17 protein-coding genes and 1 pseudogene are annotated in these 18,962 nt (G+C 62.5%); 11 read left to right on the top strand and 7 right to left on the bottom strand.

The features are described 5' to 3' along the window. Positions 1–184 precede the first annotated feature (184 nt). The 11 genes from H9Q10_RS00825 to H9Q10_RS00775 all read left to right on the top strand — a co-directional run bounded on the left by H9Q10_RS00825 (position 185) and on the right by H9Q10_RS00775 (position 10,654). Positions 185–1,081, top strand: a complete 897-nt coding sequence (locus H9Q10_RS00825; RefSeq protein ID WP_197902351.1) for an EamA family transporter — start codon at positions 185–187, stop codon at positions 1,079–1,081. A 286-nt stretch (positions 1,082–1,367) separates the two neighbouring features. After that, positions 1,368–2,612, top strand: a complete 1,245-nt coding sequence (locus H9Q10_RS00820) for an NAD(P)/FAD-dependent oxidoreductase (protein ID WP_197902144.1) — start codon at positions 1,368–1,370, stop codon at positions 2,610–2,612. 121 nt (positions 2,613–2,733) lie between these two features. Continuing rightward, positions 2,734–3,537 carry a tetratricopeptide repeat protein gene (locus H9Q10_RS00815; protein WP_197902143.1) on the top strand — a complete coding sequence of 268 codons (804 nt, stop codon included), beginning with the start codon at positions 2,734–2,736 and terminating at the stop codon, positions 3,535–3,537. A 194-nt stretch (positions 3,538–3,731) separates the two neighbouring features. Then, positions 3,732–4,151 (top strand): hypothetical protein, encoded by a 420-nt coding sequence (locus H9Q10_RS00810; RefSeq protein ID WP_197902142.1) that lies wholly within the window; start codon positions 3,732–3,734, stop codon positions 4,149–4,151. Further along, entirely contained in the window at positions 4,144–5,370 is a 1,227-nt protein-coding gene (locus H9Q10_RS00805; protein WP_197902141.1) for a beta-ketoacyl-ACP synthase, read from the top strand. Before H9Q10_RS00810 ends, H9Q10_RS00805 begins: the two co-directional genes overlap by 8 nt. Next, positions 5,351–5,854, top strand: coding sequence for a hotdog family protein (locus tag H9Q10_RS00800; RefSeq protein WP_197902140.1), 504 nt, complete (start codon positions 5,351–5,353; stop codon positions 5,852–5,854). The genes H9Q10_RS00805 and H9Q10_RS00800 overlap by 20 nt, the downstream gene beginning before the upstream one ends. A 258-nt stretch (positions 5,855–6,112) precedes the next feature. After that, positions 6,113–6,886: a peroxide stress protein YaaA gene (gene yaaA / locus H9Q10_RS00795; protein ID WP_197902139.1), complete on the top strand. Its 774-nt coding sequence runs from the start codon at positions 6,113–6,115 to the stop codon at positions 6,884–6,886. A 148-nt stretch (positions 6,887–7,034) separates the two neighbouring features. Further along, positions 7,035–7,523 (top strand): low molecular weight protein-tyrosine-phosphatase, encoded by a 489-nt coding sequence (locus H9Q10_RS00790; RefSeq protein WP_197902138.1) that lies wholly within the window; start codon positions 7,035–7,037, stop codon positions 7,521–7,523. A gap of 146 nt (positions 7,524–7,669) precedes the next feature. After that, positions 7,670–9,208, top strand: a complete 1,539-nt coding sequence (locus tag H9Q10_RS00785) for a methyltransferase regulatory domain-containing protein (RefSeq protein ID WP_197902137.1) — start codon at positions 7,670–7,672, stop codon at positions 9,206–9,208. A gap of 228 nt (positions 9,209–9,436) precedes the next feature. After that, positions 9,437–10,348: a hypothetical protein gene (locus H9Q10_RS00780; RefSeq protein WP_197902136.1), complete on the top strand. Its 912-nt coding sequence runs from the start codon at positions 9,437–9,439 to the stop codon at positions 10,346–10,348. A gap of 135 nt (positions 10,349–10,483) precedes the next feature. Beyond that, positions 10,484–10,654: a hypothetical protein gene (locus H9Q10_RS00775; protein WP_197902135.1), complete on the top strand. Its 171-nt coding sequence runs from the start codon at positions 10,484–10,486 to the stop codon at positions 10,652–10,654. Here H9Q10_RS00775 and glnE read toward each other — a convergent pair. The 7 genes and pseudogenes from glnE to H9Q10_RS00740 form a co-directional block, all read right to left on the bottom strand. Then, the gene (gene glnE / locus H9Q10_RS00770; RefSeq protein ID WP_197902134.1) at positions 10,651–13,341 is read right to left on the bottom strand and encodes a bifunctional [glutamate--ammonia ligase]-adenylyl-L-tyrosine phosphorylase/[glutamate--ammonia-ligase] adenylyltransferase; all 2,691 of its coding nucleotides are present in this window, start codon (positions 13,339–13,341) and stop codon (positions 10,651–10,653) included. The genes H9Q10_RS00775 and glnE overlap by 4 nt on opposite strands. A 42-nt stretch (positions 13,342–13,383) precedes the next feature. Next, entirely contained in the window at positions 13,384–13,533 is a 150-nt protein-coding gene (locus H9Q10_RS00765; RefSeq protein ID WP_197902133.1) for a hypothetical protein, read from the bottom strand. 87 nt (positions 13,534–13,620) lie between these two features. Then, entirely contained in the window at positions 13,621–14,040 is a 420-nt protein-coding gene (locus H9Q10_RS00760; protein WP_197902132.1) for a hypothetical protein, read from the bottom strand. Positions 14,041–14,171: 131 nt separating this feature from the next. Further along, a complete protein-coding gene (locus H9Q10_RS00755; protein WP_197902131.1) occupies positions 14,172–14,585 on the bottom strand; it encodes a hypothetical protein in 414 nt (137 codons plus the stop codon). A gap of 259 nt (positions 14,586–14,844) precedes the next feature. Then, positions 14,845–16,907, bottom strand: a pseudogene (locus H9Q10_RS00750) (site-specific recombinase). Positions 16,908–17,267: 360 nt separating this feature from the next. After that, positions 17,268–18,185, bottom strand: a complete 918-nt coding sequence (gene ftsX, locus H9Q10_RS00745; protein ID WP_197902130.1) for a permease-like cell division protein FtsX — start codon at positions 18,183–18,185, stop codon at positions 17,268–17,270. Next, complete coding sequence (locus tag H9Q10_RS00740) at positions 18,182–18,835, bottom strand: cell division ATP-binding protein FtsE (RefSeq protein ID WP_197902129.1); 654 nt, start codon at positions 18,833–18,835, stop codon at positions 18,182–18,184. The genes ftsX and H9Q10_RS00740 overlap by 4 nt, the downstream gene beginning before the upstream one ends. Positions 18,836–18,962: the final 127 nt, after the last annotated feature.

Raw genomic sequence — 18,962 nt, 5'->3', positions numbered from 1 at the left:
GTTAAAACCCCGCACATTTTTCAGGTAGCCTCTTCAAAGGTTTGAGGCCGTCTGAAACGGGGTTTCCGCAGGAAGCCGGCCCTGGCCGCGCCAAGATATCGTTTTGGCGAAACCCACTTTGTTCGTTTTAGCTGCGCTGAAACTGGCGCTTTCAGGTAGCCTGACTAAGGATGGCAAAATGGATATAAAACATTATTCGGTGTATCTGAAGCTGCTCGGCATGGCCGTGCTGTGGGGCGCGTCGTGGCCGATGGGTCGGATGCTGGGGCAGTCGCTGCCGCCGCTGACGGGCGGGGCGTTGCGCTTTCTGCTGGCTTCGGTTTTGCTGCTGGGCTGGCTGTTTGCGCGCAGCCGTTTGGCAACGCTGGCGGTTTTGTCGGCGCGGCAATGGCTGGGCTTGGCTGCGGCCGCCGCCTTCGGCGTATGCGGCTATGCGGTGTTTTTTATGCTGGGTTTGCAGCAGATGCCGGCGGGCAAGGCGGCGGTCGTGGTGGCGGTGAATCCCGTGCTGACGCTGCTGTTGGCGGCTTGGCTGTTCGGGGAACGTTTGAACCTGAAGATTCTGGCGGGGATGCTGCTGGCGGTGGGCGGCGCGGTCACGGCGGTAACGCAGGGGCACCCGTCGGCGGTATTGACGGGCGGCATCAAGGCAGGCGAGTGGCTGATTTTCGGCTGCGTGGTCTGCTGGGCGGCCTACACCTTAATCGGGCGCGCGGTTTTGCGCGGCATCGATGCGCTGACGGTAACGGCGGCCACCTCCTTAATCGGCGCGCTGATGCTGTCTGCGGTGGCGCTGTTTGCGGAAGGCCTGCCGTTTGCGGCCATTGCGGCGATGGATGCGCGCGGTTGGGCGGCATTGGCGGGCTTGGCCGTCGGGGCGACGGTATTGGCTTATGCCTGGTATTTCGAGGGCGTGAAAACCTTGGGCGCGGGCAGCGCGGCGGCCTATATCACGCTGGTGCCGATTTTCGGCATGCTGTGTTCGGCGTGGTTTTTGGGCGAGGCGCTGCACATTTCGCTGGTGGCGGGCTGCGCGGCCGCGGTCGGCGGGATGGCGCTGATGCAGTACGGGCAGAAATAAAGCCGTCTGAAATCCCGTCGCAGCGGCGTTCCCGGAAAACGGAAGGCTACCTGAAAGCGTCAGCCTCAGCGCAGCTAAAACGAACCAAGCGGGTTTCGCCAAAACGATGCCTTGGCGCGGCCAATCACCCCGCCGCAAACCCAAACACCCGGCCGTTTGCCCCACATCAAGCCGCGCCCGTTTTCCCCGCGCCGCCGCCCCGTTTCCGCTTCACGGCCGCACCATTTTCAGGTAGCCTCACGCTCCGGCAAACAACACCCCGCAAATCCATAAAAGGACAATAAAAATGACCCAAACCTGCGATGTCGCCGTTATCGGCGGCGGCCCCTCCGGCGCGATTGCCGCCGCCCTGCTGCTGAAACACGGCTTTTCCGTATGCGTGCTGGAAAAGCAGCACTTCCCCCGCTTCGTCATCGGCGAGAGCCTGCTGCCGCACTGCATGGAATTTATCGAAGAGGCCGGTTTCCTACCCGCCGTAGCAGCCGAGCCGAGCTTCCAGTTTAAAGACGGCGCCGCCTTCACCTGGGGCAGCCGCTACACCTATTTCGATTTCACCGACAAATTCAGCCCTGGCCCGGGCACCACTTATCAGGTGCGGCGCGGCCTCTTCGATAAAATCTTAATCGACGAAGCCACCAAGCAGGGCGCGGACGTGCGCTTCGGCCACGCCGTTACCGCCTTCGACAACGGCGGCGACACCGCCCGCCTCAGTGTGCAGCCGGAAGACGGCGCGGCGTATGAACTGCACGCCCGCTTCGTGCTCGATGCCAGCGGCTACGGCCGCGTGCTGCCGCGTCTGCTCGATTTGGAAACCCCGTCCGACCTGCCCGTGCGCGAAGCCCACTTCACCCACATTAACGACAACATCGCTGACCCCGATTTCGACCGCAACAAAATCCTCATTTCCACCCACCCCGTGCACCGCGACGTGTGGCTGTGGCTCATCCCCTTCGGCGACAACCGCTGCTCCATCGGCGTGGTCGGCCTGCCCGAACGCTTCGCCGGCCTCGGAGATTCCGAAGCCATATTGCGCCGCTATGCCGCCAACATCCCCATGCTGGCGCGCATTTTGGCCGATGCCCAATGGGAAAACGACTTCCCCTTCCGCCACATCAAAGGCTATTCCGCCAACGTGAAAACCCTGCACGGCCGCCACTTCGCCCTCTTGGGCAACGCCGCCGAATTCCTCGACCCCGTGTTCTCCTCCGGAGTGACCATCGCCATGCACTCGGCCAAACTCGCCGCCGACCTGCTCGCCCGCCAGCTCAAAGGCGAACCCGCCGATTGGCAGCGCGATTTCGCCGAACCGCTGATGGTGGGCGTAAACGCCTTCCGCACCTATGTGAACGGCTGGTATGACGGCAGCTTCCAAGACGCCATCTACGCCCCACAGCGCACGCCCGAAATCAGCAATATGATCAGCTCCATCCTCGCCGGCTACGCTTGGGACACCGCCAACCCCTATGTGGCCAAATCCGAACGCAGGCTCAAAGCCTTGGCGGAAATTGTGGGCGTGCAGCGGTGTCAATAAAGACCGTACTCCGGCCGGTATGCGGCGGTATTGCCGCTTGGTTTGCCGTCTATCCGAACCTGTTCCGACAAGCTTTCAGACGGCCTCAAAGGCCGTCTGAAAACCCTGGAAAGGCAGAAACATGAATCCCAAATCCCTCTACCGCGCCGCTCTGCTCGAATACCTCTATTACGCCTCCTTAACCGCCGATCCTGCCGAAGCCGGTGCCGCCTGCCGCACCTACCGCCGGCTCGCCAGAAAAGGCTGCCCCGACGGCTGGTTCGGCCTCGGCCGCGCGTGCCAATACGGCTACGGCGTCAAACCGAACCCCGCAAAAGCCGAAAAATACTACCGCCGTGCCGCCAAACTCGGCCACGCCGAAGCACAGGAAGCCCTCGGCTGCCTATACGAATTTGCAGAAAAACCCGACTACCGCCACGCCCGCAAATGGTATGCGCGCGCCCTTGAGCAACACAGCAGCAACTCTCCCGATGCGGCCTACCGCCTCGGTTATCTATATGAAAAAGGCCTGGGCGGCAAAAAAGACTTTCAGACGGCCTGCCTGCTCTACCGCAAAGCTGCCAAGGCCGGCCATCCGGATGCCCAACGCGCCCTCGGCTACTGCTACGAAAAAGGCCTCGGCCTGCCCCGAAACGACGACAAAGCCCGCAAATGGTACGCCCGCGCCGCCCTGCAGGCGGATGCCGATGCCTGCAACAACCTCGGTTTCCTCCACTACAACGGCAAAGGCGTGCGCCGCAACAAAAGCCTGGCGGGAAAATGGTACAAACTCGCCGCCCGCGCGGGCAGCATCCTTGCCTTATCCAACCTCGGCGTCCTCTATGAAGATGCAGGCCGTCTGAAAAAAGCCGTCCGCTACTACCGCCGCGCCGCCGAGGCAGGCAACAAATATGCCGCCAGGCAATTGAAGCGGCTGGACAAGTAAACACCGGCCGTTTTCAGACGGCCCTATCAAAAGGCCGTCTGAAAACAAAAAATCGGCAGGTACAGACGGGATTTTGTCATCCGGCCTGCCGATTGCCGATTAAGGGATGAAGGCTTTCATCCTCCTCAATCCACTCCCGCCCCGGCTTCGTCTATAATCCCTCCTTCCGTTTACCCCGCAAAGGCTACCTGAAAATGCCCGCCAGATTCTTCCTCCCCCTCCTCGCCGCGCTGCTGCTTGCCGCCTGCGGCGCCACCTTCGCCCCGCAGGATTTGCCGCACCTGGCTGCGGGCGAGAGCCGCCGTTTCAAGCTGGAGCGGCTGGACGAAACCGGCGCGGCGGAGCAGGTGTCGCTGTTGGTGGTGCAGGGCGAGGCGGGCGGGCAGTCGCGCTGGATTCAAACCGACGCGTTCGGTGCGCCGCTGGCGCGTTTGCTGGCCACGCCAAGCGGCTGGCGGCGCGACGGCTTTGTGCCGCCGAACCATACTTCGCAGGCGGTGTTCACGGCGATGTTCCCGCTGTTGGAAAACGGTTTTTCAGACGGCCGGCCGCGCGAGTTGGACAGCGGCGGGGCGAAATGGCGGCTCACGCCTTTGGGAGAAGGCGATGAATAAGGCACGGGCATACCTCGGCCGGCCGGGTTTGGTGTCGGCGTTGGGCAGCGGCGCGGCGGAACATGTGCGCGGCCTGTTGAGGCCGTCCGAAAACAGCCCGCTCACTTTTTCTACGGAATGGGTGAAGGGCAAAAACCGTGCTTTCGGCGCGGTAAACCGAGAGCTGCGCCCGTTCCCCGACAGCCTGCCCGCCGAACACCGCAGCCGCAACAACCAATTGCTGTGGGACGCTTTGGCGCAAATCGAGCCGCAGATTCAGGTAGCCCTCAGCCGCTACGGCGCAGGCAGAATCGGCGTGGTGATTGGCACATCGGTGGGCGGCGCGGACGAAAACATCCCGCTGTTTCAACACGTTGTCGACGGCGGCGGCTGGACGGACATCCCGTTCAAACAGCAGGCGCAGCTGCTTTCCTCGCCCGCCGATTTCGCGGCGGCGGTGTACGGTCTGCGGGGTGCGTGCTACGGCGTGTCCACCGCCTGCACCTCCGGCGCGCGCGCCCTCATCAGCGCGGCGCGGCTCTTGCGGCTGGGCGTGTGCGACGCGGTGCTGTGCGGCGGCGTGGACACGCTCTCGCCGCTCACCATCAACGGTTTCGCCGCGCTGGAAGTGCTTTCAGACGGCCTCGCCAACCCGTTTTCCCAAAACCGCAACGGCATCAATATCGGCGAAGCGGCGGCGGTGTTCATAATGACGCGCGAAGGCGGCGGCGACACCCTGCCGCTGTTGGGCTACGGCGCCAGCAGCGACGCGCACCACATGTCGTCCCCCCGTCCCGACGGCCTCGGCGCGGCACAGGCTTTTCAGGTAGCCTTGAAGCACGCCGGTTTGCCGCCCGAAAGCATCGGCTGGATTAACCTGCACGGCACCGGCACGCCGCTCAACGACGGCATGGAAAGCCGCGCCGTGGCCGACGTGTTCGGCAGCCAAACCGCCGCCACCTCCACCAAACCGCTCACCGGCCACACCCTCGGCGCGGCAGGCGCGCTGGAAGCCGCATTTTTATGGCTCATGGCCAGCCGCCGCGACAACCCCGAAGGCGCATTGCCGCCGCAACTATGGGACGGCCGGGCCGACCCCGCGCTGCCCGCCATCGCGCTCACAGTTTCAGGTAGCCATTGGCCGCAAGGGCGGCGCATCGGCGCGAGTTCGTCCTTCGCCTTCGGCGGCAACAACAGCGTCCTCATCATCGGAGAAGAACATGCCGCCATGCCCGATTAAACAGCCCGCCGCCCTCCTGCCGCACAGCGGCCGCATGGTGCTGCTGGACGAAGTTTTGTCTTACGACAACAACAGCCTGCACGCCGTCTGCACCGTCCGACCCGACTGCATCCTACTGCCGCCCGGCGCATCCGCCCTGCCCGGCTGGCTCGGCATGGAAATCATGGCGCAGGGCGTGGGCGCATGGGCGGGCGCGCAGGCTCTGGACGCCGGCCGCCCCGTGCAGCTCGGCTTCCTGCTCGGCACGCGCAAGCTCAGCTTCGGGCTACCTGAAATCCCCGTCGGCATCACTCTCGACGTGCACATCACCCTCTCCTGGCAGGACACCGCCACCAACATGGGCGTGTTCGACTGCGAACTCCTCTGCCGCACCCCGCCGCCCGGCCGCGCAGGCCTCCCGCCCGGCACCCTGCTGCTCGCCGGCGCGCTCAACGTGTTCAGCCCCACCAGCCGCGAGGCGCTGGATGAGATTTTAGGGCGCTAGGGATTTTCAGGTAGCCTCAAGCACCGAAAAGCTACCTGAAAGCGCAAGCTTCACAGAGTTAAACAGCGTGCCGCCGCATTCCGGCGGCATTGAGGCTAGCTTCCCCGCCGCAAGCAATCCCCCATTTTTCAGGTAGCCTCTGCTCCCCGCGCCCTAATCGCCCCCATTTCCTTTCGCTATCCCCCGCCGCCGCATTTGCCCGCCGCGCCGCCAAAAGCTACACTCCCGCCATCTGAAATTTTTCCGCCCCGTGCCGCCATGTTTTTCATCCTCTCCCCCGCCAAAAACCTCAACGAAACCCGCCCCGCGCCCACCGCCGAACACAGCCAGCCCGCGCTGCTCGAGCAATCCGCCATCCTGATGGGCCAACTGCGCGATCTGCCGCCGCAGGACATCGCCGCGCTGATGGGCGTGTCCGACAAAATCGCCCGCCTCAACGCCGAGCGCAACGCCGCCTGGCAGCCCCCCTTCACCCCGCAAAACGCCAAGCAGGCCGTGTATCTGTTTAACGGCGACGTATACGAAGGCCTCGATGCCGAAAGCCTCAGCCCGCCGCAAATCCAGTGGCTGCAACGCCACGCCGGCCTGCTCTCCGGCCTCTACGGCCTCCTGCGCCCGCTCGATTTAATCCAGCCCTACCGCCTCGAAATGGGCACCAAGCTCGCCAACCCGCGCGGCAAAGATTTATACGCTTTCTGGGGCAGCCGCATCACCGAGCTTTTGGCCGAACGCATGGCCGAGGCGCACACCCGAGTGCTCATCAACCTCGCCTCGCAGGAATACTTCAAAGCCGTGCAGCCCGCCCAGCTCGGCGGCCGCCTCATCACCCCCGTATTCCAAGACGAAAAAAACGGCCGCTACAAAATCATCAGCTTCTACGCCAAACGCGCCCGCGGCCTGATGCTGCGCTACGCCGCCGAACACGCCCTCACCGAGCCCGAACAGCTGCTGGATTTCGACAGCGAAGGCTACGCCTTCTGCCCCGCCGCCTCGTCTGAGCAAGAATGGGTGTTCCGCCGCGCCGAGCGCTGAAGTTGAAACCGGTGCGCCTGCCAAGGCTGCCTGAAATCAGGCCAGCCGCCGCAACCCCAACCACCCCGCCTTGGCCACATTAAGTCATTAGTTTCAACTTTGCAGAAACCCCGCCCTACTTCGCAAGACATCATTTTCAGGTAGCCTCATGAGCCAACCCACCAAAATCCTTTTCGTCTGCCTCGGCAACATCTGCCGCTCGCCGCTGGCCGAATACCTGTGCCGCAGCATGGCCCAAGCGCGTGGCCTGCCCGTGGAAACCGCCAGCGCCGGCACCTCCGGCTGGCACGACGGCGAAGGCATGCACTGCGGCAGCCTCGAAATCCTCGAAGCCGAAGGCATCGAGAGCCAGGGCTTCGTGAGCCGCCGCCTGCGCAGCCAAGATTTCGCTGACTTCGACTACCTGCTCGCCATGGACGATAACAACCTCGCTGAAATGGAACGCCGCTTCGGCCGCCACCCCGAAAAAATGTTCAACATCACCCGGCTGCTGCCCAAGCGCCGCCACAGCCACGTGCCCGACCCGTGGTACACCGGCAACTTCCGCGAAACCCGCGACATCCTCACCGCCTGCTGCGCCGCCCTGCTCGACAAAATCGCCGCCGGCGAGCCGCTGCTGCCGCCCGAAAAAGGCTAGCGCGAAGGCAACAAAAGGCTACCTGAAAATCATGCGCACACTTTTCAGGTAGCCTTTCCCATCCTGCCCGCTTGCAAATCGGCCTCTTGCCGCCGCCGTTGTTTGCTAAAATAGCGCCTTCCCCACCTCACAAATCAGGACACCAAATGAGCGCCCCAGACTGGTCGGAAGGCTATGTAAACGACATCAGCTATACCTACGGCTACTACACCGAGCTCAACCCCGAGCGCATCGCCATCCCCTTTTTGAGCGCCGGGCTGGCCGTGCCGCCGATCGTGCACGCCTGCGAACTGGGCTTCGGGCAGGGCGTATCGGCCAACATCCACGCCGCCGCCGGCCGCGCCGCCTGGTGTGCCACCGATTTCAACCCCGCCCAAGCCAGCTTCGCGCGCAGCCTGGCCGCCCAATCCAGCGTGGGCCGGGAAAAACTGCTGCTGGCCGAACAAGGCTTTGCCGAATTTTGCGCCCGCGACGACCTGCCCGATTTCGACTTTATCTCCCTGCACGGCATCTGGACATGGGTTTCCGACGAAAACCGCCGCATCATCGTGGATTTCGTCCGCCGCAAACTCACCGCCGGCGGCGTGCTCTACATCAGCTACAACGTTTTGCCCTCCTGGGCGCCGCACCTGCCCGTGCGCCACATCCTGCAACAGCATGGCGACCACTTGGGCACAGGCAGCCGCAGCGAACGCATCAGCCAGGCCCTGGATTTCGGCAGCGAGCTGCTCAAACACAGCCCCCACCTGGTGAAAAACGCGCCCGACCTGCCCCAGCGCCTGCAAAACCTGAAAGCCCACGCCCCCGGCTACATCGCCCACGAATACCTCAACCGCGACTGGCAGCCCATGTATTTCTCCCAGATGGAAGAATGGCTGGGCAGCGCCAAACTCTCCTATGCCTGTTCCGCCCGCCATGTGGAAGACCTCTCCTTCTGCCTGTTTAACGAAGAGCAGCAGGCCTTTATCAACCGCATCAAAGACCCTTCCTTCGCCCAAACCGTAAAAGACTACCTCACCAACCGCCAGTTCCGCTGCGATTACTGGGTGAAAGGCGGGCGGCGCATCGGCCTGTCGGAGCAAACCCGCACATGGGACGCGCTGGATGTGATCCTGCTCACCGAACGCGCCGCATTCAACCCCGCCGTGGCCTACCTGCTCTCCGTGAACGTGATTCCCGAAATCTACGACCCCCTGCTCGACCTGCTCGCCGACAACGCCGTGCACAACGTGGGCGAACTGCGGCAGGCGCTGGCCGGCAAAATCGATGCCGTCCAGCTCTATTCCGCATTGGCCGTTTTGTTTGCCAAAAACGACCTGGCCGTTTGCGCCCCCGCCGACAGCATCGAACGGCAGCTCCCCGCCTGCCACCGCTTCAACCGCCACGTCCTCTCCAACGACGAAACCGACAGCCCGCTGGGCTGGCTGGCCAGCCCCGTGATTGGCGGCGGCATCGAGCTGGCTTACCTCGACCGCCTGTTTCTGCGCTTCCGCGCCGAAGGCCTGCCACCGGAAGAATGGGATGCGCTGGCCTGGCAAGCCTTGCAGCGGCAGGGGCAGGTATTGGTACTCGAAGGCAAAGAGCTGAAAGGCGAGGCAGAAAACCTGGCCGAAATCACCCGCCAAAAAGACAATTTCCTGCGCCACCGCTTCAACCTGCTGCAAAACCTCCGCTGCCTGCCCTAAGCGGCAACGGCATGGCAAGCAAACAGCCCGCACCGGCAAGGTTGCGGGCTGTTTGCCGCTGCGAAGCCGGCTGAAGGGGGAAGCTCGGCGAAGTGCAATTTCAGGCAGCCGCCCGCTTCACGCTTGGCGGGCAGGATATTTGCGCTTCGCAGAAATTCAGCCCGGGCTATGCCCGCACACCGTTTTCAGGTAGCCTTTGGCTTGTCGCCATCATTCAGGAAAAGAGCTATGTTCACACCCAGCGATTTAGGCAAACTGATCGTGTGGGGCGGGCTGCTGGGCATCGCCTTGCTCACCCTCCTCGCCATGCGCGGCGTGCTCAAGAAAACGCCCCGCAAAAACCGCTTTTGGGCAGGGCTGCTGGTATTGATTGCCGTGCCCTATTCCTGCATTTCGCCCCTGGTGCGCGACCATCAAAGGGCACAGCAGAAAGCCGCAGCGGAAGAAGCCGAATGGCGCCAACGCTACGAGCCCGCCAAAGAGCGTTTCGACCAACTGTGCCAAAACGCCGGCGAGAAGATCTACCGCACCGCCGAGAATGTGGACGGCATCCTGCTGCTGAAAGTGCGCGGGGATGACGAGAAATACCAAGACAGCTTCTACAATCCGCGGAAAGACCAGATGTGGGAGGATGCGGCGATAGAAGGTAGCCCTACTCGCAAAAACTACATTGCCAGCTTTTTGTCCTACTATATGCGAAATATCCATGCTTATTTGAATAGTGATGGATACCGTTATGTTGATGTTCTTCAGAAAGATAATTCTATTGTTCGTTATAGCGGTGATTGGAAAATCACTTCAGATCAACCGTTTCATACTGAGCTTAGTCCTGTGCATCCCGCTCGTTATGCCGTTACTTATGAGAATGATATTTCGTGGGAAAACCGTAAACATTGGATAGCGGGAACTACAATTAAGGTCATTGACACACGAAACAATGAGTTGATGGCCGAGAAAACCATGTATGCCTTTGTGCCGGCTTTGGGGTACTCTAAATTCGAGCAGAATCCTAACCCATGGGGAAGGGGGGAGAGATGTCCACAAGAGTTTGGGACTCACATAGAGGCAGCCAATTTTGTTAATAAAGTTTTAATCCCGACACCTCGAGCCAGCGAACCCGCTGCCTCTTCCCAGCCGTAAGCCCAAACTCAAAAGGCTACCTGAAAACTTTTCAGGTAGCCTTTTGCCAGCCTCGCGCCAATCAGCAAGTGGCTTGGATTAGCCGCAGCCAACGCAGCAAGCGAGCGTAGGGTGTGTGCGGAACGCACGCACGCGTTGCTTGAAATCCCCCATCCGCGTGCGTGGCTGGCGCCACACACCCTGCCTCGCCAAGCCAAACTCAAAAGGCTACCTGAAAGCGTGAGCTTCAACGAAGTTAAAATGCCGCGCAGCAAAGCTCTGCCAGGCAGATATTTTTCAGGTAGCCTTTTTCCTTGCCTGCCCTAGCGGATGGCTTCGCCGAATACGGTCTGCCACAGTTCGGCCACTTGGGCATAATGCGCGAGCAGGGCGGCATCCACCTGCACGGCGCCGGCGCCGTGCAGCTGCTGGCGGTGCTGCACTTGGCGGTAGTGGCGGTAGGCGGCGGCGGTGCGCGCGGCGGCTTCGGGGCTCACCAGGCCGCGGCGGGCGGCCATATCGAGCAGGGCGATGTTGCCGTAGTTTTCCAAAAGCTCGGGATAGCGGCGGGCGTGGAGCAGCACCCAGAATTGCACGATGAATTCCACGTCCACCACGCCGCCGCGCGCGTATTTCACGTTGTATTCGTGCGCGGGGTGGGTGGGCAGCATCCTGTTGCGCATCTCCACCACTTCCCGCCGCAGCTGCGCCTCGTCGCGCGGCAGGCTGAGGATTTGGCGGCGCACGGCTTCGAATTTGCGCCCCACTTCGGGGCTGCCGGCCACGAAACGGGCGCGGCTTAAGGCCTGATGCTCCCAAATCCAGGCGTTTTCCTGCTGGTATTTGGCGAAGGCTTCGAGGCTGTGGGCTTGGAAGCCGCTGTCGCCGTTGGGGCGCAGGCGCAGGTCGGTTTGGTAGAGCGTGCCGGCGCCGGTGCTGCCGGAGAGCCAGGTGGTGAGGCGGCGGGCGAATTTGCCGTACACGTCGGCGGCTTCGGGCGAATCGTCTGCATAGAGGTACACCAAATCCAAATCGGAGGCATAGGCCAGCTCTTTGCCGCCGAGCTTGCCGTAGCCGATGACGGCGAATTGCGGCATGGGGCGGTGCACCTTGGGCATGGCCTGCCAAACATGCTGCGCGGTGTGTTCGAGCAGGATGTCGGCCAGATAGGAGAGCTGGTCGCTGAGGGCTTCCAGCGGCCAGAGCCCGGCCAAATCCTGCACGGCCAGCCGGAAGGTTTGTGCGTGTTTGAAGCGGCGCAGCACGTCCATTTTGGCTTCGGGGTCGCCGGCGGCTTGCAGGCTGCCGGCCAGCGCGCCGATGAATTGCGGCCAGTTCGGCCGTTCCATGAGCTGGGCAGACAATAATTCATCCAGCAACACGGGGTGCTGCTGCAAATATTCGGCCAGCCAGGGGCTTTGCGCCATCAGCTCGGCCACCTGCTTCAAGGCGGCGGGGTATTCCTGCAAAAAGGCCAGATAGGCGGAGCGGCGGCTGATGCTGTCGAGGAAATCAAGCAGGCGCGGCAGGGCTTCGGCGGGGCGGCTGCTTTCGGCGGCGGCGGCAATCACGCGCGGCAGCACGGCATCGAAACGCTGCTGCCCGCGCACAGACAAATGCCGGTAGCGGCTACTGCCGCGGATTTGTGCCAGCCGCGCGGCCACGGGCGGCACGGCTTCTGCGGCAAAACCGGCTTCGGCCAGCTGCGCCGCCCATTCGGCGGCATCGGCTTCGCCCTGCCACAGCTCGTTGAGCGGCTGTTCGGCCGCGCTTTCGTTTTCTTCCGGGCTGCTGAGGATGTGGTTGAACTGTTCGGCCACCTGCTGCCGGTGTTCGTTGAGGCTACCTGAAAATGCTTCGTAGCCGGCAAAGCCCATGCTTTCGGCCAGCAGGGCCTGCTGCTCGGGGCTTTCGGGCAGGGTTTGGGTTTGCTGGTCGTCCCAGTATTGCAGGCGATGTTCGAGGCGGCGCAGGAAGCGGTAGGCTTCGAGCAGGCGCGCGGCGGCTTCGGGCGCGAGGATGCCGGCTTCGGCCAGCGCGGAAAGCGTTTCCTGTGTGCCTTTGAGCTGGAGGCTGCGGTTTTGCCCGCCGCGTATCATCTGGAACACCTGCGCCACGAATTCCACTTCGCGGATGCCGCCGGCGCCGAGCTTGATGTTGCCCTGCATGCCTTTGCGCCCCACTTCGCTGCGGATTTGGCGGTGCAGGCCGCGCAGGGCTTCGTAGGCGCTGTAATCCAGGTATTTGCGGAACACGAAGGGCTGCACCACGCTGCGGATGCCGTTGGCATAGGGCGTGATCACGCGCCCTTTGCACCAGGCATAGCGCTCCCACTCGCGCCCCTGCACAATCAGATATTGCTCCAGCGCGGTTTCGCTGAGCACCAGCGCGCCGCTGTCGCCGTCGGGCCGCAGGCGCATGTCCACGCGGAACACCTGGCCGTCGGCGGTGATGTCGTTTAACAGCGCGATCAGCTTCTGCCCCACCTTGGTGAAAAACTCCTGATTGCTGCGGCTGCGCCGGCCGTCGGTTTCGCCCGCTTCGGGATACACGAAAATCAGATCGATGTCGGACGACACGTTCAGCTCGAAGCCGCCGGCCTTGCCCATGGCCACCACGCTCAAATGCTGCGGCGCGCCGCTGTGGCGACCGATGGGCGTGCCGTAGAGCGCGGTGTAGTGCGCCTCGGCAAAAGCGAGCGCGGTGTTCACGGCGAAATCGGCCAGGCGGGTGATCGATTCGGTTACTTCCGCCAGCGGCGCCGTGCCGCACAAATCGCGCACCATGATCTGCGCGAGCACATAGCGGCGCAACAGGCGCAGCTGCCGCGCCAGCTCGGCTTCGTCGGCCGCCGCGGCCATTTCATCCCACGGCGCGAAGCCGGCGAAATCCTGCGGGCTTAACGGCTTGGCCAACATCGGCTGCAAACGCGCGGCATCGAGCTGGCCGCTGTCGAGCTGGCGCGACAGCCAAAGGGAAAAACGGCGGGCTTGGGTGAGCATATCGGCGGGCATGGGGAATCCGTGAATTGAGTTGCGGGGAAGGATACGGGCGGATTATAGGCTACCTGAAAGCGTGAGCTTCAACGAAGTTAAAAATGTTGGGGCGAAGCCCAAGCCGAGTTTCTGCGCGGCGAAATTTTCAGGTAGCCTTTTGGGCGGGCGGCATAGTTGGCAGACGGCAGGCAGGGCATGGATGCCCGACAATTCATGCGCCGTGTCAAGGCGAGCGTGAATGCCCGGCCTGGCGATTTTTCAGGTAGCCTCAACGCAGGCAAAGGCTACCTGAAAAACTTATTCCGCCGGCTTGGGCAGGCATGCCGACAACACAAAAGCTGCCGCTGCGCCAATGACCATAAATGGCAATTCTCCGCCGAGATTGAACATCACGGCCACACAAGTTGATAGCAGCGCCCCGATTGCCGTTACAGCAGCAATGCCGGGCAGGTTGCGCTTCAGGCGCAGCAGCATGGCCAGCAAACCGGTGAGGACGGCGGAGATGCCGCCGAAGGCGTAACCGACTAGGATGATGATGGGCATATTGCTGAACAAGGCTCTTAGATTCAGCAGATCGAACGAGCTAATGGTGAACAGTATGAACAGCATCGTTCCCACAGGCGCGCCGAACAGGCTGTAAATAATCAGCACCCGCCACGAATACGGCGGTTTGGCGGCGGAACCGTTGCGATGATTTTGTTTGGATTCTTCCGGCATGGTTTCCTCGGCAGGCTACCTGAAAAATAATACGGCCATTTTAACTTATTTGAAGCTATGCCTTAGCAAGTGTAGCCCGCATGGTAGGGTGTGTGCGGAACGCACGCACGCGTTGTTTGAAATCCCTTATCCTATTCCGCCGGCTTGGGCAGGCATGCCGACAACGCGAAAGCCGCCGCTGCGCCGCTGGCAGTAAAGGCCCATCCGCTGAATATGTCCAACACTATCCACCACATGCCCGACAGCAGCGCGCCGATGGCCGTGACGGCAGCAATGCCGGGTAGGTTGCGCTTCAGGCGCAGCAGCATGGCCAGCAAGCCGGTGAGGGTGGCGGGGATGCCGCCCGCCAGGTAGCCGAGCAAAACGGCGATGGGAATCAGCCGGAAAGCCTGATCCGGATGGGGATCGATTAAACCGAGACCGAGCAGCAGCAATACCGAACCCACAGGCGCGCCGAACAGGCTGTAAATAAACAGTACCCGCCACGAATACGGCGGTTTGGCGGCGGGGTCGTTGCGATGATTTTGTTTGGGTTCTTCCGGCATAGTTTCCTCGGCAGGCTACCTGAAAAATGATACGGCTATTTTAACTTATTTGAAGCTATGCCTTAGCAAGTGTAGCCCGCATGGTAGGGTGTGTGCGGAACGCACGCACGCGTTGTTTGAAATCCCCTATCCGCGTGCGTGGCTGCGCCACACACCCTACCGTGTTCCGCCCAAATAGTTTTAACTTCGTTGAAGCTCGCGCTTTCAGGTAGCCTCAACGCAGATGAGCCGCCTGCATCCCGTTCGATTGCCGAAAAGGCTACCTGAAATGTGCCATGGCATGTTTCAGGTAGCCTTTATCGCGTGCGGAAGGCCTGCTATTTACTTGGCGCGGGGGCTTTTTCTCGGGGTCGGCTTCGGGCGCGGCTGGCGGGGGAAAGAACAGGCTTTTGGGCTTCTGCTTCACCAGCGCGATGGTGCTGCCGACGATTTGCAGCGGGTCGTCCACCACGGCATCGCGCGAGCGCAGCGCCACCCACAGGGTGATGGAGAAGCTCACCAACAGGTTTACCGCGCCAATCATCAGCACCATCAGCAGGTTGGCGGCGAAGGAGAAGAGGCCGATATGCCCGCTCACGGCGGCGTAGCCCAAGTTGGCGGAGGAGAAGGCCACGTGGCGGATGTCGAGCGGCAGGCCGGTGAGGTGGCCGAGGTAGCCGGTCATGCCCAGGAGCCAGCCGAAGCAGAAGTTGCCCATCATGGCGCCGTAGTGGTTGTGGAGGTAGTCGGCCAGTTTGTGCCGCCAGGCGGCGGGCAGCAGGCGCTTGAGCAGGGGGTGTTCGCGCAGGCGCATTTTGAGGTTGAGGTAGTCGGCGCGGTTGTCGAAGAAGCCGGCGATGATGCCGGAACAAAACAGCCACACGCCGGCGATGGCGGCAAACAGGAGCGCGGGCGTGGTGAACACGGCCATGGATTTGAGCTGGTAGGCGGTGGTGGCTTCGTCCAGCAGCGGCGCGCCGAAGCGGTGGGCGAAACCCCAGCTGATGAGGCAGGCCAGCAGCACGGCCACCAGCACGTTGCCAAACACGGCCACGCCCTGCGAGCGCACCACGTCGATCAGCAATTGCGCCAGCTTCTGGCTCACGGCGCGGCCGCTGCTGCTGCGTTCCACGGCCTGGGCGAAGCTGGCGGCGGTCATGGCGGGCTGCTTGGTGGCCACGGTGAAGTGCAGCATGTGAATCAGCACGAAGCCGATGCCGTAGTTCAGGCTCACCAGCACGGCGTGCCAGAAATGATCCTGCACCAGGCTGCCGATGTGGATTTTCAGCAGCGCCATCAGGGCGATGAGCACGCCGCCGCCGGCTGCGGAGCGCAGCATGCCCCAGTATTCGCTGCGGTTCGCGTGATGTAGTGCTCGCCGTGGCGGCTGGAGTTTTGGCTGATGCTGCGGGCGAGCATTTTCACGCTGCCGCGCCACAGCGGGGCAATCCGCCGCTGCGCCACCACGGCCACGGCGATGTCGCGCGACAGCAGCAGGGCGCGCAGCATGCATTGCAGGTAGCTGCTGGCGGTAAACAGCGCCATCAGTTGCTCCATGCGGTTGAGCGTTTGTTTGAGCCGCTCCAGGAGGTGCGCCACGTCCATGGAGGAGCCGGCGCCGGCGCCGGTGCCTTTGCGCTGCAGGCGTTCGATGAGCTTGCGGCTCTGGCTCATCATCACTTTGAGGTGGCTGTCGTCGTAGGCGGGCGGCTGGTTTTCCCGGCTGTGGTCGAACCATTCGCCCAAATCGCGCTTCATGCCAGCGAAGGGCGCCTGGCGGTAGTGCGCCAGCCAGTCGGACACTTCGCGCATCAGCCCCACGAAGGGCGAATCCACATCCAGCAGCTTGGGCTCGAGGCGGATGAGGTCGGGGTCGAGGTCTTCGGCGGCCACCCACACCGAGAGCATTTCCACGGCATACAGGCTTTCGTTGCGCAGGTGGCGGCTGCAGGTGTCGGATACGGCGGGGTCGGTGTGGTGGCGCATCAGGGCCAGGAGGCGCAGCCAGCATTGCAGCGGGATGGCGGAGAGCCATTCGGCATCGTGGCGGCCGTGAAACAGCATGGCGAGCACGTCGCGCAGGTCGTGGCGGTCTTTGTAGGCGGGGTTGAGGCGCTCGTAGAGGCGGTGGCGGAATTCGTGGCCGAAGCCGGAGCGGGAGAAGATGCCGATGGTGATCAGCGTGGGATAAATGCGCACGCTGGAGAGCCAGCGGCACAGCAGGTTGGTAACGGTTTGGCAGGCGGCCGTGTCTTGCTGCAGGTGGCGGCTCAGCATGCGGAAACGGATGGGCGCGCCGGCCGTGCCGCCCTGCCGCAGCCACACCACCGCGGCCTGCACCATGCCCAGCGCGTCGCCTTGGCCGGCGGCTTGGAACAGGGCTTCGGGCAGGGTGGGTTGGGGCGGGCGTCTGAACATGGGTTTCCTTGTGTGCGTGTGGGCGGATGGGCTACCTGAAAAAGGGGCGGCGATTATAACAGTTCGGCGGGTTATGCAAAAAGGCTGCCTGAAACCGATTTCCCGTTTTCCGGCAGCCTGATTTCTTTGCGCCACTTTTTTTCAGGTAGCCTCGGGTGGCTGTGCGGAGCATTCCACACAAATTTATCGAGCTTGCTCCCCCTGCTGGCGCGGTCATCCTGCCAAGCAAAAGGCTACCTGAAAACGTTCCCTCCATTTTCAGGTAGCCCTTGCTTGCCATCCGGCCTAACGGCTTCTGGCCTTAAATTCCTGCAAATGCCGGCTGCCGGCCAGCCAGGCACCCGCCATGCCCAGCCCGCACACCACCGCCACAATCACCGCCATCTCCCAGCCGTGGAAAAAGCGCCAATCCAAATTCAGGCCGTAGGGGCGGAAAATCTGGTCGGCCAGCGGGCGGGCGCTGCGCATCAGCCAGCCGCACAAGAGCAGGCTCAGCGCGGAAGACAGCACGCCCTGCCACAGCGCCTGATAGAGGAAGGGCCGGCGGATAAACGAAGCGGGCGCGCCCAAAAGCTTGGTGATTTCGATTTCCTCGCGCCGGCTGAGGATTTGCAGGCGGCTGGTGTTATACGCCACCAACACCAGCGCCGCGCCCAGCGTGCACACCAGGAAATAGAAAATCCGGTGCACGAATTCGTTGATTTGAAACAACGTCTGCATCCATTCGGCATCCATCTGCACGCTCTCGGTCTTGGGCAGCGCCGCCAAATCGGCCCGCAGCGCGGTTTGCTCCTGCGGCGTGGCGCCTTCTTTGGGCGTGACCACAAAGGCATCGGGCAGCGGGTTGCCGTCCAGCATTGACACCAAATCCTGCCCGTCGAAGGCCTGTTGCAGCTCGGCCATGCCCTGCTGCTTGCTCACGTATTCGGCGGCGGCGATGCGGCCGTCTTCTGCCAGCTTGGCGCGGATGGCGGCTATGTCACCTTCGCCCGCTTCGGGCGCGAGGTAGATCGTCATCTGCGGGGCCTGGTTGAGCCGGCCGAGCACCTGCGTGCTGCTTTGCACGCCGAGATACAGCATCAGCGGCAGGGTCATGGCGGCGGCCAGCATCAGCAGCACCAACAATGTGCCCAAAGGCTGGCGCAAAAGGCGGGCAAAGGCTTGGGCGGCGGCTTCAAGGTGCAGTGAGAGATAGTGTTTCATGCGGCAAACCTGCCTTCCTGCAAACGCAAAATGCGGTGGCCGTAGTCGGCCATCAGGGTTTCGTCGTGCGCGGCCACGATCACGGTGGTGCCGGCTTCGTGGAAGGTTTTGAAGAGCTCCATGATGTCGAGCGCGTAGGCGCGGTCGAGGTTGGCGGAGGGCTCGTCGGCAATCAGCAGGCCGGGCTGGTGCACCACGGCGCGGGCAATACACAAACGCTGCTGCTCGCCGCCGGAAAGGGTGATGGGGTCGGCCAGCTCGCGCCCGCCCAGACCAACCTTCTCAATGGCGATGCGGGCACGCTTGTCGGCGGTTTGGCGGTCGTAGCCGATGATGCGCAGCGGCAGCAGCACGTTTTGCAGCACGTTGCGGTCGAACAGGATTTTGTGGTCTTGAAACACCAGCCCGATGTGCTGGCGCAGGTAGCCTAGGCGGCTGTCGTTGAGCGTGCCGAGGTCTTGGCTGTTCATCCACACTTTGCCGGAGGTGGGCTTGGTGATGCCGGCAATCAGCTTGAGCACGGTGGATTTGCCCGCGCCGGAATGCCCGGCCACGAAAATCATCTCGCCCTTGCTGATTTTGAAGCTCACGTTTTGCAGGGCGCGGAAGCCGCCGGGATAGGTTTTGGAAACTTGTTCGAAACGGATCATGGTGTGGGGTTGGAATGTGGAGGAAGATTTTTCAGGTAGCCTGTATGCCGGCTCAGGCGTGCCGGAGAGGCTACCTGAAAAACATCTTGCGGATTATACGGCAATTCCCGCCCGCCCAACACCAAGC

The sequence above is a fragment of the Eikenella glucosivorans genome (assembly GCF_016025525.2).
GTDB lineage: Bacteria > Pseudomonadota > Gammaproteobacteria > Burkholderiales > Neisseriaceae > Eikenella > Eikenella glucosivorans.
Note: the sequence above shows the minus strand (reverse complement) of the source record. Positions and strands in the feature narration are given on the sequence as shown.